This is a genomic window from Kitasatospora sp. NPDC015120, assembly GCF_043080305.1.
GTDB lineage: Bacteria > Actinomycetota > Actinomycetes > Streptomycetales > Streptomycetaceae > Kitasatospora.
The window spans coordinates 431,477-444,881 of record NZ_JBIBVJ010000001.1 but is presented as its reverse complement, the minus strand read 5'-3'; the positions used below and the strand labels follow the sequence as shown (position 1 = coordinate 444,881).

The window sequence follows — 13,405 nt, the reverse complement described above, 5'->3', positions numbered from 1 at the left end:
CCCTCCGGAACCGTCGGCTCCACTACGCCGGAGCCGGGGTGGAACGTGTTCTACTCGGCCTCGGCGTGCCGTGCCAGAATCGGCCCGGCCAGCGATCCACGACGGACCCGGGAGCAGCCCCATGCGCGCAGCCATCCTGCACACGACCGGTCAGGAGTCGCTCGATGTCCGTGACGACGTCGAGGCCGTGGGCTTCGGCCCCGGCAAGGTGCGGGTCCGGCTGCGCGCCGCCAGCCTCTGCCACTCCGACCTCTCGGCGATGAACGGCGTCCTGCCCCAGCCCGCGCCGTTCGTCCCCGGCCACGAGGGCGCCGGGGACGTCGTCGAGGTCGGCGAGGGCGTCACGGACGTCGCCGTCGGCGACCGCGTCGTGCTCTGCTGGATGGCGCCCTGCGGCCGGTGCGCGCACTGCGAACGCGGCCGCTCGCACCTCTGCGTGGCCAGCCTGCGGCGGCTCGGGACGCCCAACTTCCGCTACGGCGAGGGCGAGGCGTCCGGGTTCTACGGCACCGGCACCTTCGCCGAGGAGGTGGTGGTCGAGCGCGAAGCGGTGGTCCCGGTGCCCGCCGACCTCCCCTACGACCTGGCCGCGCTGATCGGCTGCGGCGTCACCACCGGCCTCGGCGCGGCCGTCCACACCGCCCGGGTCGAGCCGGGCGCCTCGGTCGCGGTGATCGGGGCCGGCGGGGTGGGCGTGGCGGCCGTGCAGGGCGCTCGGGTCTGCGGCGCGGGCCGGATCGCCGTGGTCGACCCGGTGCCCTCCCGCCGGGAGCGGGCGCTGGCCTTCGGCGCGACCGAGGCGCTGGCCCCCGAGGAGCTCAAGGCGGTGGCGAAGGCCCTGCCCGGCGGCGGCTTCGACTACGTCTTCGAGGCGGTCGGCCGCTCGGCCACCGTCCGGGCCGGGTACGGCGCCGCCCGGCGCGGGGGCGCGGTCGTGGTGATCGGCGCCGGGGCGCAGGACGACCTCGCGAGCTTCAGCATGGGCGAGCTGTTCTTCAACGAGAAGCGGCTGCTGCCCTCGCTGTACGGCGGCGCGCCGCTGACGCGCACCGTCGCGCTGGCGGTGGAGCTGTGGCGGGCCGGGCGGATCGACCTCGCCGGGATGATCACGCACCGGGTGGGGCTGGCGGACGTCAACGAGGCGCTCGCGCAGATGCGCGGCGGCGAGGCGCTGCGGACGGTGGTGACGCCGGGCTGACGCCGGGCCGGGCGGCGCGGGGCCCGCCGGACGGTCCGGCGGGCCCCGCGGTGCGCTCGCTCAGCCCCGGCCGGCCGCGTCGGCGGCGCGGTGGCGGCCGTGCGGGTCGGCCTCGGGGCGGTCGTCGGCGGCGGACCGGCCGCGGTGGCGGCCGTGCGACGCGGTGTCCTCGGCCGTCTTCTCGTCGGCGTCGGTCCCGGCGAGGGGTCCGGTGGTGTCGGTGAGGGTGTCGGACATCAGAATCGTCTTTTCCTTGCGAGGGTGCAGGTGGTTCGGCGCCCGGCCGGCACATCGCGGGCGCCACCGGGGCGTGGCCGGTGATCGCGGCCCGTACTCCGGCGGCCACCTTAACCGCCGGAGCGGGCGAGATCCTATCGAGATCACGACGGCCGTCCGGGGAGCGGCGCGGCCCCGAACGGCGGCGGATCCGCAGGTGGATCCGGCCGTCCCGCCGGGTGTCCGGACACCCGGCGGGACGGCCGTCCGAACGCGCGGACGCCCGCTGCTAGCCGGGCCGGCCGGTGCGCAGGAACGTGGCGAGCAGTTCGTGCAGCACCGCGGCGCCCTCCTCGGCGAGCACCTCGTGCCCGGCGCCCGCCGCCTCGACGTAGCGGAAGTCGCTCCCCTCCGTGCGCCCGATCCGCAGCAACTCGTGCCGCAGCGCACGGGACTGTCCCACCGGGACCACCTCGTCCCGGTCGCCGTGCACGACCAGCAGCGGTGCGCCGATCCGGTGCACGAGCTGGAGCACGTCGCGCGGCCCCCGGGCGTCCTCGATCGGCTCGCCGCCGCCCAGCCGGGCGGTCAGCGCCCGCACCGGGGCCGAGGCTTCGGCCAGCAGCCGGGCGCCGGACAGGAACGGGGCGACGACCGCGCAGCGCGTCAGCTGCTCGGCCGGCGCGTGCGCCGCCGCCAGCAGGGCGAGGAACGCGCCGTAGCTGACCCCGAACAGGGACGGCGGCTCCAGTCCGAGCGCCGCGCGCTGACCGGCGACGGCCTCCAGCAGGTGCAGCACGTCGTCGAGGTCCGGCCCGCCCCAGGCGCCGCGGACGGCCATCGCGTGCGCCAACCCGTAGCCGGTGGAGCCGCGCTGGTTCGGCGCGAGCACGGCCAGGCCCTCGGCCGCCATCCGCTGCAGGACCGGGTCGAACTCCAGCCGCCAGGCGTCCGCCGGGCCGCCGTGCAGCGCCAGCACCAGGTGCGGGCTGCTCAGCCAGCCGTCCCCGCCGTACACCACCGCCTCCAACGGCCCGGCCGGTCCCGCGAGTTCGAGACTCTGTGCGGGCTGCCAACGGCCGCCGTCACCGGGTCCGGGGGAGCCGTCCAGTCGCCAACCGTGCGGCGGCGTGGAGGAGTTGACGCGTCCGACGGCGCCCGGGCGCCAGGGCAGGACGGTGTCCCGCCACGGGCCGGGCAGGCCGGATCCGAGCGGTGCCAGTTGCAGCGGCAGCGGCACCGGCACCGGGCCGGACGCGGTGGCGGCCGGGTCGTGCGCCAGCAGCGCGTCCACGTCCAGGGGGGCGAGCCCGGCCGGGTGGTCGGGCGCCGAGTACGGCATCCGCAGCCCGCCCGCCGACCAGTGGCCCACCGCGCCGAGCCGCCCCGGCGGGACGGGCAGCGGGTCCAGCCGGCCGGCGGCCGGCTGCCACAGCGCGAGCGAGCAGCCCGCGCCGTGGTCGATCTGGAGGGCCACCCGGACCCCGTCCGGGCCCGGACGCAGCGCCACCGGCCGCAGGAACATGCCCGCGACGTGCAGGGCGTCCGGGAACCGCAGCGGCCGGCCCTCGCCCAGCAGGCCCCAGCCGATCCGGTCGGCGCCGGGGGCGTCGCTGCGCACCATCGCGAACCGGCTGTCCGGGTCGAACAGCACCAGCCGGTCGTTGCTGCGCCCGCCGATCTCCAGCAGCGGGGTGACGGTGCCGGTGCGCAGGTCCAGCGTCACGGTGCGGACCAGGCCGTCGCCGTCGCCCACCCGGTCGAGCGCCAGCAGCGCGCCGCAGCGGTCCAGCCAGACGCCGCCGCCGTGCAGGCCCGGGATCCCGGCGATCTGCTGCGGCGCGGAGCCGTCGGCGCGCACCAGCCAGACGGTGGTGGCCGGCCGGGTGTCGCTGCCCAGCGCCAGCGCGACCGGTGCCCCGGGGCCGGACGGCGCGCCCGCCGGGAGCGGCAGCAGGCGCAGCCCGGGCATCCGCAGGGCGGCCGTCGGGTGCTCGACGGCGGCGGGCCGGCCGTCGGGGTCGGCGGCGGCCCGGAGCGTCACCAGGTCGTGCCGCTCGCCGTCGTGCCGGCAGACCAGCACCGACCCGTCCGGAAGGGCGACCAGTTGGGAGTGGAGGCTCTCGAAGCGGGGCCCCGGCAGGCGCAGCGCGGTGGGGACGGCCGGACCGCCCGGCGGCAGGCGCCAGCTCTCCACGTACCAGCCGCCGTCGCAGGCGGAGGCGAGGCAGGCGGCGTGGCTGCCGTCGGCGGCGAAGGTGAAGCCGGTCCGGCGCAGTGCCCGGGTGGCGGTGCGGGCGGCCACGGTCATGTCGTCACCGGCCCGGTCGGGCGGCCGGGTGCGGGCGCGGCGCCGGAGCCGTCCGCGCCGCCTGCGGCCACGGGCCGGCCGCATCCGGCCCGTGGCCCGCCGAGTCCGTTCCGCCGGCCGTCCGCGCCGTCCGCAGCGATGTGCCCGCCCCCATCCGCCACCACATCCCTTCGTCCGGTGCCGGCGCGCCCCGCCGGTCCCCACTGCTCCGGCGCCGGGGCGCGCCGCCACGGCCTGACTTCGGTTCCCCGGACCCGCGCCGGGGAGCCGCCCGGGCGTCCGCCGACGGCGCCGGCGACGCCGGCGCCGCGTCCGGCGGAGCGCCTTCCGGATCCCCGGCCGGGCAACTCCCGTTCGCGGAAGTGAAGTTACGTTCGGTAGCCGGGCATGCTCAATCCGAAGCCGGTCACTTCACTCGTAAGGGTGATCCGGTCGTCGTTCCGCCTGCGTGCGAACGGGCCGGTGTGCGCGGCCCGCGCCCCGCCGACCCGCGCGGACCGCCCCCGGGTGCCGGCCGGGCGGGGCCGCGCCGCCCGCCCGCGCGCACCGCGCCGCAGGTTGACGCGCAGCCGTACGCCCCGGACCGCCGCGCCGGGGCGGTCGCCGGGGGTCCCGCGGGACAACCGCGCGGACCGCCGTCCCCCGCGCGCACGGTAGTCTCGACAGGTGCCGAAACTGTCCGACGTCATCACCGCCCTCGAAGAGCTGTACCCGCCGCAGTGGGCGGAGTCCTGGGACGCCGTCGGCCTGGTCTGCGGGGACCCTCAGGCCGAGGTCCGTCGCGTGCTGTTCGCCGTCGACCCCGTGCAGGCGGTCGTCGACGAGGCCGTCGAGTGGGGGGCCGACCTGGTGGTCACCCATCACCCGCTGTACCTGCGCGGCACCACCAGCGTCGCTGCGACCACCTTCAAGGGCCGCGTCGTGCACACCCTGATTCGCCACGGGATCGCCCTGCACGTGGCGCACACCAACGCCGACCACGCCGACCCGGGCGTCTCGGACGCGCTCGCCCGGGCGGTCGGCGTCACCGTCACCGGCCCGCTCGTCCCGGACCCGACCGACCCGCTGGGCCGGCGCGGCACCGGGCGGGTCGGCCTGCTGGAGCCCCCGCTGACCCTCGCCGTGTTCGCCGCGAAGGTCGCCGAGGGGCTGCCGGCCACCGCCGCCGGCGTGCGGGTCTCCGGTGACCCGAACCGCCTGGTCAGCCGGGTCGCGGTCTGCGGCGGCTCCGGCGACAGCCTGTTCGCCGAGGTGCGCGCGGCCGGCGTGGACGCCTACCTGACCGCCGACCTGCGCCACCACCCGGCCTCCGAGGCCGCCGAGGCGGCACCGGTCGCCCTGGTCGACGCCGCGCACTGGGCCACCGAGTGGCCCTGGCTGCCGCTGGCCGAGCGGGCGCTGCACGGCGCCGCCGAGAAGCACGGCTGGACCGTGGAGACCCGGGTCTCCCGCACGGTGACCGACCCGTGGACCGCGCACGCCCCCATGTCCTTCCCCGCCTGACCCGATTCACAGGAGCTCTCCGCTTGAACGCCGCGCCCGCCGACCAGATCCGCCTGCTCGACCTCCAGGCCATCGACTCCAAGCTCGACCAGCTGGCCCACCGGCGGCGCAGCCTGCCCGAGCATGCCGAGATCGACAAGGTCACCGCCGACCACACCGCCCTCAAGGACCTGGTGGTCGCCGCCCAGGCCCAGCACGGCGACACCACCCGCGAGCTCACCAAGGCCGAGCAGGACGTCGAGCAGGTCCGCACCCGGGCCGCCCGCAACCAGCAGCGCCTGGACTCCGGCGCGATCACCTCGCCGAAGGACCTCGAAAACCTCCAGCACGAGATCGGCTCGCTGGCCAAGCGCCAGGGGGACCTGGAGGACGTCGTGCTGGAGATCATGGAGCGGCTGGAGTCCGCCCAGACCCGGGTCACCGAGCTGAGCGCGCGCCTGGAGCACTCCACCGTCGTGCTGACCGAGGCCGAGGGCCGCCGGGACGCCGCGTACGCCGAGATCGACGCCGAGGCCGAGAAGGTCAAGCGTGACCGCGAGGCCGTCGCCGCCGTCATCCCGGCCGACCTCATGAAGCTCTACACCAAGCTGCGCGAGACCCAGGGCGGCGTCGGCGCGGCCCGGCTCTACCAGCGCCGCTGCGAGGGCTGCCGCACCGAGTTCTCGATCACCGAGCTCAACTCCATCAAGGCCGAGCCGGCCGACAAGGTGGTCCGCTGCGAGAACTGCTCGCGGATCCTGGTCCGCACCGCCGACTCCGGCGTCTGAGCCGGTGGCGGTGCGCAGGTTCGTCGTCGAGGCGGACGGCGGCTCCCGGGGCAACCCGGGGCCGGCCGGCTACGGCGCGGTGGTCCGCGACGGCGACACCGGGCGGATCCTCGCCGAGGCGGCGGAGTTCATCGGCCACGCGACCAACAACGTGGCCGAGTACAAGGGGCTGATCGCCGGGCTGCGCGCGGCCCGGGAGATCGACCCGGACGCCTCGGTGGACGTCCGGATGGACTCCAAGCTGGTCGTCGAGCAGATGTCCGGCCGGTGGAAGATCAAGCACCCGGACATGCAGCCGCTCGCCGCCGAGGCCCGTGAGGTCTTCCCGCGCGGCCGGGTCCGGTACTCCTGGATCCCGCGCGAGAAGAACAAGGAGGCCGACCGGCTCGCCAACGAGGCGATGGACGCGGGCAAGGCCGGCCGCCAGTGGGAGCCCCGGCCCGCCGTCGCGTCCGGACCGGCCGCCGCGCCCGCCGCCGAGGAGCCGCTGGAGACCGCCGCCCCCAAGGCGGGCTGGGCGGCCCCGGCGGACCTCGGCACCCCGACCACGCTCGTCCTGCTCCGGCACGGCGAGACGCACCTCACCCCGGAGAAGCGGTTCTCCGGCAGCGGCGGCACCGATCCGGAGCTCTCCGAGAAGGGCCGCTGGCAGGCCGAGCGGGCCGCCGAGGCGCTGGCCGCGCGGGGCTCGGTCCAGGCCGTGGTGGCCTCGCCGATGCGGCGCACCCGGCAGACCGCGGAGACCGTCGCCGCCCGGCTGGGACTCGACGTCCGCTACGAGGAGGGGCTGCGCGAGGTCGACTTCGGGGCCTGGGAGGGGCTGACCTTCGCCGAGGCGCGGGAGCGCTACCCGGAGGACCTCACCGCGTGGCTCGGCTCCACCAAGGTCCGGCCGACCGGGGGCGGCGAGAGCTTCGCCACCCTCACCCACCGGGTCGGGGTGGCCCGGGACAAGGTCCTGGCCCGCTACCCGGGGAAGACCGTGCTGGTGGTCTCGCACGTCAGCCCGATCAAGACGCTGGTCCGGCTGGCGCTGGGCGCCCCGCCGGACGCGCTGTACCGGATGGAGCTGTCCGCCGCCTCGCTCTGCGCCGTCCAGTACTACGCGGACGGCAACGCCTCGCTGCGGCTGCTCAACGACACCGGGCACCTGCGCTGACGGCCGCCGGGGGGCGGACCGGCCGGCCGGTCCGCCCCCCGGCGCTCCGCCCTGCTCAGTGCACTTCGGTGACCACCACGTCCAGCTGCCACGGTTTGCGCGCGGTGCCCTCGGCGGCGACCTCCACCCGGTGGCCGAGGCCGGTCAGCGCGTCCAGCAGCTCGCCCGGCGTCTTCGGCTCGGCGCCCGCCACCAGCAGGTCGCGGACCAGCCGCCCCTTGGTGGCCTTGTTGAAGTGGCTGACGACGGTCCGCCGGCCGTCCCGCTCCTGGAGCACCCGTACGGTCGCCGTCCGGGAGACCACCTCGCCGGCCGGCTTCCAGGCCGCCGCGTAGGCGGAGGAGCGCAGGTCCAGCACCAGGCCGTCGGCCGCCGTCGGCAGCACGTCCGCCATCGCCCGCCGCCAGTACGCGCCGAGCGCCCCGGGGCCGGGGAGTTTCACGCCCATCGAGCAGCGGTAGGGCGGGATCCGGTCGCCGATCCGCACCGCGCCCCAGAGGCCGGAGAACACCAGCAGGCTGCGCTCGGCCCGGCCGTACGCGGCCTCGTCCAGCGTCGCCAGCCCGAGGTTGTCGAACAGCACCCCGGTGTACACCTGCCCGGCCGGGAGGGCGCCCGCCGTCGGCAGCCCGGCGTTGCGCGCCACCTCGCCGCGCAGGCCCGGGCTCAGCCCGAGCACCTCGGCGGCGGTGTCCTCGTCCCCGCGGCACAGCGAGACCAGTGCCTCCAGCACCTCCGCCCGCGCCGCCGTCAGCCCGGGCAGCGACAGCCCGCCGAGCGCCACCGGCACGCCGTCCCCGGACGCGGCCTTCCCCTCCGAGGGCGGCAACAGCACCAGCACGACGGACTCCTCCACACTCCGGGCCACGGGACCACGCCACCCTACGCAACCCACCCCCACCTCGGAAAACGGCGGCCACCGGCGCCCCGCCGGCCCGTTCGCCCCGGTGCGGCGCGCGCTCCCCGGGCGCTGAAGCCGCCGGTGGGCGCGCCACCCGGACGGGTTGCTCCGCCACCGCCCGGCGACCGCCCGGGTGGGAGGATCGATCCGTGTCCGATGCGACCCCCATGAGCCCGCCGTCCACCGACCCCGAGCGGCGCCGCCGGCTGCTCGTCCTGGCGATCTGCTGCCTGAGCCTGTTCATCGTCGGGCTCGACAACACCGTGGTGAACATCGCCCTCCCGCAGATCCAGCGGGACCTGGACGCCCCCGCCTCCGGCCTGCAGTGGATCATCGACGCCTACACGCTGGTGCTGGCCTCGCTGCTGATGCTGTTCGGCTCGCTGGCCGACCGCTTCGGGCGCCGCCGGGTGTTCCAGACCGGTCTGCTGGTGTTCGTGCTCGGCTCGCTGCTCTGCAGCCTGGCGCCCGGCCTGGGCTGGCTGGTGGCGTTCCGGGCGGTGCAGGCGGTGGGCGGCTCGATGCTCAACCCGGTGGCGATGTCGATCATCACCAACACCTTCACCGAGCCGCGCGAGCGGGCCCGGGCGATCGGCGTCTGGGGCGGGGTGGTCGGCATCTCGATGGCGCTCGGGCCGCTGCTCGGCGGCTTCCTGGTGCACGCCGCGGGCTGGCCGGCGATTTTCCTGATCAACGTTCCGGTCGGTCTGCTGGCCTTCCTGCTGACCGCCCGTTACGTGCCCGAGTCGCGCGCGCCCCGGCCCCGCCGGCCGGACCCGGTGGGGCAGCTGCTGATGATGGTGCTGCTGGGCTGCGGCACCGGCGCGATCATCGAGGGCCCCGCGCACGGCTGGACGTCCCCGCTGATCCTCGGCCTGGCCGCGGCGGCGCTCGCCGCGCTGGTCGCCTTCCCGCTCTGGGAGCGGCGGGTCGCCGAGCCGCTGGTCGACCCGAGGTTCTTCCGCAGCGCGCCGTTCACCGGCGCCACCGTGACGGCGGTCTGCGCCTTCGCCTCGCTCGGCGGATTCCTCTTCCTGAACACCCTCTACCTGCAGGACGTCCGCGGCTACAGCCCGATGGAGGCCGGCCTGTGGACGCTGCCGATGGCCGGGATGATGCTGGTCTGCGCGCCGCTCTCGGGCCGGATCGTCGGCGCCCGGGGCCCCCGGGTGCCGCTGGTGCTGGCCGGCCTCGGCCTGGTCGCCAGCGGGCTGCTGCTGACCCGGCTGGCCGCGGACTCCCCGCCGGGCCTGCTGCTGGCCGCGTACGGGCTGTTCGGCTTCGGCTTCGGCTTCGTGAACGCGCCGATCACCAACGCGGCCGTCTCCGGCATGCCGCGCGCCCAGGCGGGGGTGGCGGCGGCCGTGGCCTCCACCAGCCGGCAGGTCGGCCAGTCGCTCGGCGTCGCGGTGATCGGCACCGTGGTCACCTCCTCGGTGGCCGGCACGGTCGCCTCGGGCTTCGCCCCGGCCAGCCACGCGGGCTGGTACATCGTGGCGGGCCTGGGGGCGGCGATCGGGATCCTCGGCCTGGTCACCACCTCCGCCTGGGGCACCGCCACCGCCACCCGGGTGGCCGCCCGCCTCGGCGGCGATCCGCCGCTGACCCGCCCCGGAGTACGGGACGCCCCGCCCGAGCGGCTACCATGACCACTACGGCGGAAGAGTCGGCCGGGCGGTCGCGACGGGTCCCCAGGACCCGCCGAGGAACGTCCGGGCTCCACAGAGCAGGGTGGTGGGTAACGCCCACCCGGGGTGACCCGCGGGACAGTGCCACAGAAAACAGACCGCCCGCCGCTTCGGCGACGGGTAAGGGTGAAACGGTGGTGTAAGAGACCACCAGCGACCGGGGTGACCCGGCCGGCTCGGTAAACCCCACCTGGAGCAAGGTCAAGATCGGCGCCCCAGGGCGCTGTGCGCGGATGCTTGAGGGCTGCTCGCCCGAGTCCGCGGGTGGACCGCACGAGGCTGTCGGCAACGGCAGCCCTAGATGGATGGCCGTCTCCCCGGGCCGCGTGAGCAACCCGGGTGACAGAACCCGGCGTACAGGCCGACTCTTCCGCCCCCTTCCCCTTCGGCCAGGTGACCCCACCTGGCCGGGGGGTTTCGTCGTTCAGGGGGCGCCGGATCAGCCCGGGTGGGCGCCGACGGCGTCGCGGACCTGGGAGCCGAGGCCGCCGTTGACCCGGGCGCAGTTGGCGCAGCAGAAGAACATGCCGGCCACCTCGACGCCGTGGCCGACGATCCGGACGTTGCAGTGCTCGCAGCGCGGGGCGAGCTTCTCCATCGCGCACTCGAAGCTGTCGAAGGTGTAGACGTCGCCGGTGACCGTCTTGATCTCGAAGGCGAGCCAGTAGTCGTTGCCGCAGGTGACGCAGATGGCCATGGCGGCGCACTTCCTTCCGGGCGGAGGGGAGGGGCCGGGCGGGGGTGCCCGGCCCCTCCAGTCTCCGAGCCGTCCGGCGGGGCGGCCACCCGGCGCGTCCGGCCGGTCAGACGGCGCGGGCGGTGCGCGCGGCGCGGGCCGAGAGGTCCTCCAGGGCGCGCAGGGCGCGCTCGGCGTCGTCGGCGGCGACGAAGAGGTGGTCGTGGTGGTAGCCGGCCAGCACGTTGCAGCTGATCCCCTCCTCGGCCAGCCGGGTGGCGACGGCGGCGGTCAGGCCGACGGCCTCCAGCGCCGAGTGGATCCGCAGGGTGATCCAGGCGGCCACGTACGCGTAGGGCAGGCCGAGCGCGTCGGCCTCCTCCTGGGCGACCACCACCGTCACCCCCTCGGGTTCGGCCACCGTGGCCACCGGCCGCAGCCCGGCGGGCAGCCGGGTGGGCAGCGTGCAGTAGACGTACCGCCCCGGGTTGAGCTGGGGGCGCAGGTCGCGCAGCAGTGTCGCGAGGTCTCGTTCTCCGGCCATGCCCCGCACCGTAGCGTCCGGACGCCGCGATGCGTCGCAGGGCGTATCGGAATCCGTTGACGGCCGACAGTCACCGATATATCGTCGAGGTATCGCGACAGTGATCCGACTGTTCGTGACGATCGTCTGTCCAGCGTCGACGGGGCCGCCCCGGAGCGGCCCGAACGGGAGGTGGGTGCGATGCGCCCAGGACGATTCCGTGGTGAGGCGGGCCCCGGCGGGTGGCGCCCGGGGCCGGAGTTCGCCGGGATGCCCGGCGAGTACCACGAGGGCCGGGGAGCGTTCGGCCCCTTCGGTCCGCCGCCGTTCGGCGGGCCGGGCGGACGGCCGGGCCCGCCGTGGGGCCGGGGCGGCTTCGGCGGCCCGCCGTGGGTCCGCGGTGGCCGGCGCGGCGGGCGGGCCCGGCGCGGGGACGTGCGCGCCTCGCTGCTGGCGCTGCTCAAGGAACGGCCGATGCACGGCTACGAGATGATCGCCGAGATCGCCGAGCGGTCCGGCGGGGCGTGGCGGCCGAGCCCCGGTTCGGTCTACCCGACCCTCCAGCTGCTGGAGGAGGAGGGCCTGGTCACGGCGGAGGAGACCGGCGGCAAGCGGCTGGTCTCGCTCACCGGGGCCGGCCGGGCCGAGGCCGAGGCCGGGCCGGACGAGCCGTGGGCGGAGGCCGGCCAGGAGATCGACTGGGCCGCGGTCCAGGAGGTCGGCCAGGCGCTCGGCGCCGTGGACCACGCCGTCCGGCAGGTCATGACGACGGGGAGCGAGGCGCAGCGGGCCAAGGGCCTGGAGGTGCTGAACGAGGCCCGCAAGAAGCTGTACCTGATCCTCGCCGAGGACGCCTGACCGGTGGGGCGGCGGTGGCGGGGCGGTGCGCCGCTCAGGAGCGGACGGCGAACAGCCCCACGCACACGAGCAGCAGGACCGACCAGCCGAACCAGAGCCAGCCGTCGGGGCCGAGCACCGCGCTGTAGAGGCTGACCGCCACCAGCAGGACCGCCGTGACCGCGGCCGCCTGCCGGTTGTGGAGCGCCACCGTCTCGGCGCGCGTCCTGGGGTGCCGTACGGTTCTCGCCATCGCCGTCCTCCCGCGAGGGGAGGCGGCCGTCACCCGGAAGCGCGGGCGGTGGCCGCCTCGTCGTACTCGTAACGCCAGAACCAGCGGGCGCCCCGCTGCTGCTTGGCCCGGACGTACACCAGTGTGCGCGCCGGGGTGTCCCCGTGCGAAGGGACCGGCACGGTGTACTTCTTGGGCACGCCGTACATCGGCCCCAGCGGGACGGGGAGGATCCGGCCGTCCAGGGGGCCGCCGACGAATTCGGTGTCCGCGCTCTTCACCCCACCAGGGTCTCACCCCGCGCGGGCAGGGGCGGAGGCCGTGTGGGGGCCGGGTGGCGGGAGTGTGACCGGAGAGGCACCGCCCCCGGTCATCCGGAGGGCCCGCGCACCCTTATCCTTCCTGTTACGCCCTCGGGGTCCACCCGGGTCAGCGGGCCCGTACGGGCCGGGCGAGGCGCACCTCACCGTGCCCGCCGGGCCGCCGAGCCGCAGCCGTCGTGCCGCAGTGACTCCGTACCGTGACCCCGGCGTCGGCCGTCCGGACACCCCGGCTCCGGCCGGCAGGGCGCGGGAATGCAGGGCCGAGCACCACCCGGGGAAGCAGCGGGGGGCGCCGTGCGTTGCGTCGGAGTGGTACGTCGAACGCTGTGTCACACCAGGCACGGCAATGCGCGGAAGGGGCCCGATGGAATCCGGCGGCAGGTGGACGGCCTGGTGGCAGAAGCGTGACCGTGAGCGGGGCCGCCCGGCGGCCGCCGACAGCCCCGCAGCCAGACTGGACCAACTGCTCGGCGCGGTCCGCGCCGGGTTCCCGCTCGCCCCCGCGGCCCATCCGGCCGGCTACCGCTGTTCCTGCGACCGGGTCGCCTGTCCGGCTCCCGCCCAGCACCCGGTCTCCTTCGCCTGGCAGACCCAGGCGACCACCGATCCCGAGCAGCTCGCCCGCTGGCTCTCCCGCGACCCGCAGGCCAACTTCATCACCGCCACCGGCCGCGTCCACGACGTGCTGGACGTACCGGCCGAGGCCGGACGCCTCGCCCTGGAGCGGCTGGCCGCGCTCGGCGTCGAGGGCCCCGTGGCCGCCGTCGGCGAGGACCGCTACCTGTTCTTCACCGCCACCCGGGGCACCCCGGTGGACGAGGACGAGTGGTGGCCGAGCGCCCTGGACTCCACGCCGGACACCATGTCCGAGCACCCCGGCCTGCGCTGGCACTGCCGCGGCTCCTACACCCTGCTGCCGCCGGCCGCGCTGCCGGACGGCTCCGAGGTGCGGTGGCTGCGCGGGCCCGAGCTGCCGCTGCCGGACCCGCTGCGCGTCCTGGACGTGCTGACCGACGCCTGTACCGAGGTGGGCGCCGTCGCCGAGGAGCAGTGGCTCATCGGCTGACCTGC

General features: G+C 76.2%; 14 protein-coding genes and 1 other RNA gene. 8 read left to right on the top strand and 7 right to left on the bottom strand.

What is annotated here, in order from left to right; translation table 11 throughout:
- The first annotated feature begins 121 nt into the window (after positions 1-121).
- Positions 122-1,198: an alcohol dehydrogenase catalytic domain-containing protein gene (locus tag ACF1AK_RS01970; RefSeq protein WP_391496812.1), complete on the top strand. Its 1,077-nt coding sequence runs from the start codon at positions 122-124 to the stop codon at positions 1,196-1,198.
- Positions 1,199-1,258: 60 nt separating this feature from the next.
- On the opposite strand, the gene ACF1AK_RS01965 is transcribed toward ACF1AK_RS01970, so the two are convergent.
- Complete coding sequence (locus ACF1AK_RS01965; RefSeq protein WP_391496811.1) at positions 1,259-1,435, bottom strand: hypothetical protein; 177 nt, start codon at positions 1,433-1,435, stop codon at positions 1,259-1,261.
- Positions 1,436-1,703: 268 nt separating this feature from the next.
- On the bottom strand, positions 1,704-3,725 hold the full coding sequence (locus ACF1AK_RS01960; RefSeq protein WP_391496810.1) for a prolyl oligopeptidase family serine peptidase: 2,022 nt from the start codon (positions 3,723-3,725) through the stop codon (positions 1,704-1,706).
- Between the two features lie 666 nt (positions 3,726-4,391).
- Here ACF1AK_RS01960 and ACF1AK_RS01955 point away from each other — a divergent pair.
- From ACF1AK_RS01955 to ACF1AK_RS01945, 3 genes are read left to right on the top strand one after another with little or no spacing between them, the layout of a single operon-like run.
- Positions 4,392-5,228, top strand: coding sequence for a Nif3-like dinuclear metal center hexameric protein (locus ACF1AK_RS01955; RefSeq protein WP_391496809.1), 837 nt, complete (start codon positions 4,392-4,394; stop codon positions 5,226-5,228).
- A gap of 23 nt (positions 5,229-5,251) precedes the next feature.
- On the top strand, positions 5,252-5,995 hold the full coding sequence (locus ACF1AK_RS01950) for a zinc ribbon domain-containing protein (protein ID WP_391496808.1): 744 nt from the start codon (positions 5,252-5,254) through the stop codon (positions 5,993-5,995).
- 10 nt (positions 5,996-6,005) lie between these two features.
- A complete protein-coding gene (locus ACF1AK_RS01945) occupies positions 6,006-7,154 on the top strand; it encodes a bifunctional RNase H/acid phosphatase (RefSeq protein ID WP_391496807.1) in 1,149 nt (382 codons plus the stop codon).
- Positions 7,155-7,209: 55 nt separating this feature from the next.
- On the opposite strand, the gene yaaA is transcribed toward ACF1AK_RS01945, so the two are convergent.
- Entirely contained in the window at positions 7,210-7,995 is a 786-nt protein-coding gene (yaaA, locus tag ACF1AK_RS01940; RefSeq protein WP_391497340.1) for a peroxide stress protein YaaA, read from the bottom strand.
- A 227-nt stretch (positions 7,996-8,222) separates the two neighbouring features.
- On the opposite strand from yaaA, the gene ACF1AK_RS01935 reads away from it, so the two are divergent.
- Both ACF1AK_RS01935 and rnpB read left to right on the top strand, forming a co-directional pair.
- Positions 8,223-9,704 (top strand): MFS transporter, encoded by a 1,482-nt coding sequence (locus ACF1AK_RS01935; RefSeq protein WP_391497339.1) that lies wholly within the window; start codon positions 8,223-8,225, stop codon positions 9,702-9,704.
- A 13-nt stretch (positions 9,705-9,717) separates the two neighbouring features.
- Positions 9,718-10,116, top strand: an RNA gene (gene rnpB / locus ACF1AK_RS01930) — RNase P RNA component class A.
- A gap of 66 nt (positions 10,117-10,182) precedes the next feature.
- Here the strand turns inward: rnpB and ACF1AK_RS01925 are convergent.
- Positions 10,183-10,440 carry a Prokaryotic metallothionein gene (locus tag ACF1AK_RS01925; protein WP_380295144.1) on the bottom strand — a complete coding sequence of 86 codons (258 nt, stop codon included), beginning with the start codon at positions 10,438-10,440 and terminating at the stop codon, positions 10,183-10,185.
- Between the two features lie 106 nt (positions 10,441-10,546).
- Positions 10,547-10,963, bottom strand: coding sequence for an ACT domain-containing protein (locus ACF1AK_RS01920; RefSeq protein ID WP_391496806.1), 417 nt, complete (start codon positions 10,961-10,963; stop codon positions 10,547-10,549).
- Between the two features lie 180 nt (positions 10,964-11,143).
- Between ACF1AK_RS01920 and ACF1AK_RS01915 the strand changes: the two genes are divergently transcribed.
- A complete protein-coding gene (locus tag ACF1AK_RS01915) occupies positions 11,144-11,800 on the top strand; it encodes a PadR family transcriptional regulator (RefSeq protein WP_391496805.1) in 657 nt (218 codons plus the stop codon).
- Positions 11,801-11,834: 34 nt separating this feature from the next.
- On the opposite strand, the gene ACF1AK_RS01910 is transcribed toward ACF1AK_RS01915, so the two are convergent.
- A complete protein-coding gene (locus tag ACF1AK_RS01910; protein WP_391496804.1) occupies positions 11,835-12,032 on the bottom strand; it encodes a hypothetical protein in 198 nt (65 codons plus the stop codon).
- 29 nt (positions 12,033-12,061) lie between these two features.
- Positions 12,062-12,292 (bottom strand): hypothetical protein, encoded by a 231-nt coding sequence (locus ACF1AK_RS01905; RefSeq protein WP_380295152.1) that lies wholly within the window; start codon positions 12,290-12,292, stop codon positions 12,062-12,064.
- Positions 12,293-12,698: 406 nt separating this feature from the next.
- Here ACF1AK_RS01905 and ACF1AK_RS01900 point away from each other — a divergent pair, with 406 nt between their 5' ends.
- Complete coding sequence (locus tag ACF1AK_RS01900; RefSeq protein WP_380295154.1) at positions 12,699-13,400, top strand: bifunctional DNA primase/polymerase; 702 nt, start codon at positions 12,699-12,701, stop codon at positions 13,398-13,400.
- Positions 13,401-13,405 lie beyond the last annotated feature (5 nt).

What these genes read in the sequence shown, in the direction of transcription:
- ACF1AK_RS01935 (WP_391497339.1), top strand. Translation starts at nt 8,223, where the DNA reads ATGAGCCCGCCGTCCACCGACCCCGAGCGGCGCCGCCGGCTGCTCGTC.
- ACF1AK_RS01960 (WP_391496810.1), bottom strand. Translation starts at nt 3,725, where the DNA reads ATGACCGTGGCCGCCCGCACCGCCACCCGGGCACTGCGCCGGACCGGC.
- ACF1AK_RS01900 (WP_380295154.1), top strand. Translation starts at nt 12,699, where the DNA reads ATGGAATCCGGCGGCAGGTGGACGGCCTGGTGGCAGAAGCGTGACCGT.
- ACF1AK_RS01910 (WP_391496804.1), bottom strand. Translation starts at nt 12,032, where the DNA reads ATGGCGAGAACCGTACGGCACCCCAGGACGCGCGCCGAGACGGTGGCG.
- ACF1AK_RS01970 (WP_391496812.1), top strand. Translation starts at nt 122, where the DNA reads ATGCGCGCAGCCATCCTGCACACGACCGGTCAGGAGTCGCTCGATGTC.
- ACF1AK_RS01925 (WP_380295144.1), bottom strand. Translation starts at nt 10,440, where the DNA reads ATGGCCATCTGCGTCACCTGCGGCAACGACTACTGGCTCGCCTTCGAG.
- ACF1AK_RS01965 (WP_391496811.1), bottom strand. Translation starts at nt 1,435, where the DNA reads ATGTCCGACACCCTCACCGACACCACCGGACCCCTCGCCGGGACCGAC.
- ACF1AK_RS01920 (WP_391496806.1), bottom strand. Translation starts at nt 10,963, where the DNA reads ATGGCCGGAGAACGAGACCTCGCGACACTGCTGCGCGACCTGCGCCCC.
- ACF1AK_RS01915 (WP_391496805.1), top strand. Translation starts at nt 11,144, where the DNA reads ATGCGCCCAGGACGATTCCGTGGTGAGGCGGGCCCCGGCGGGTGGCGC.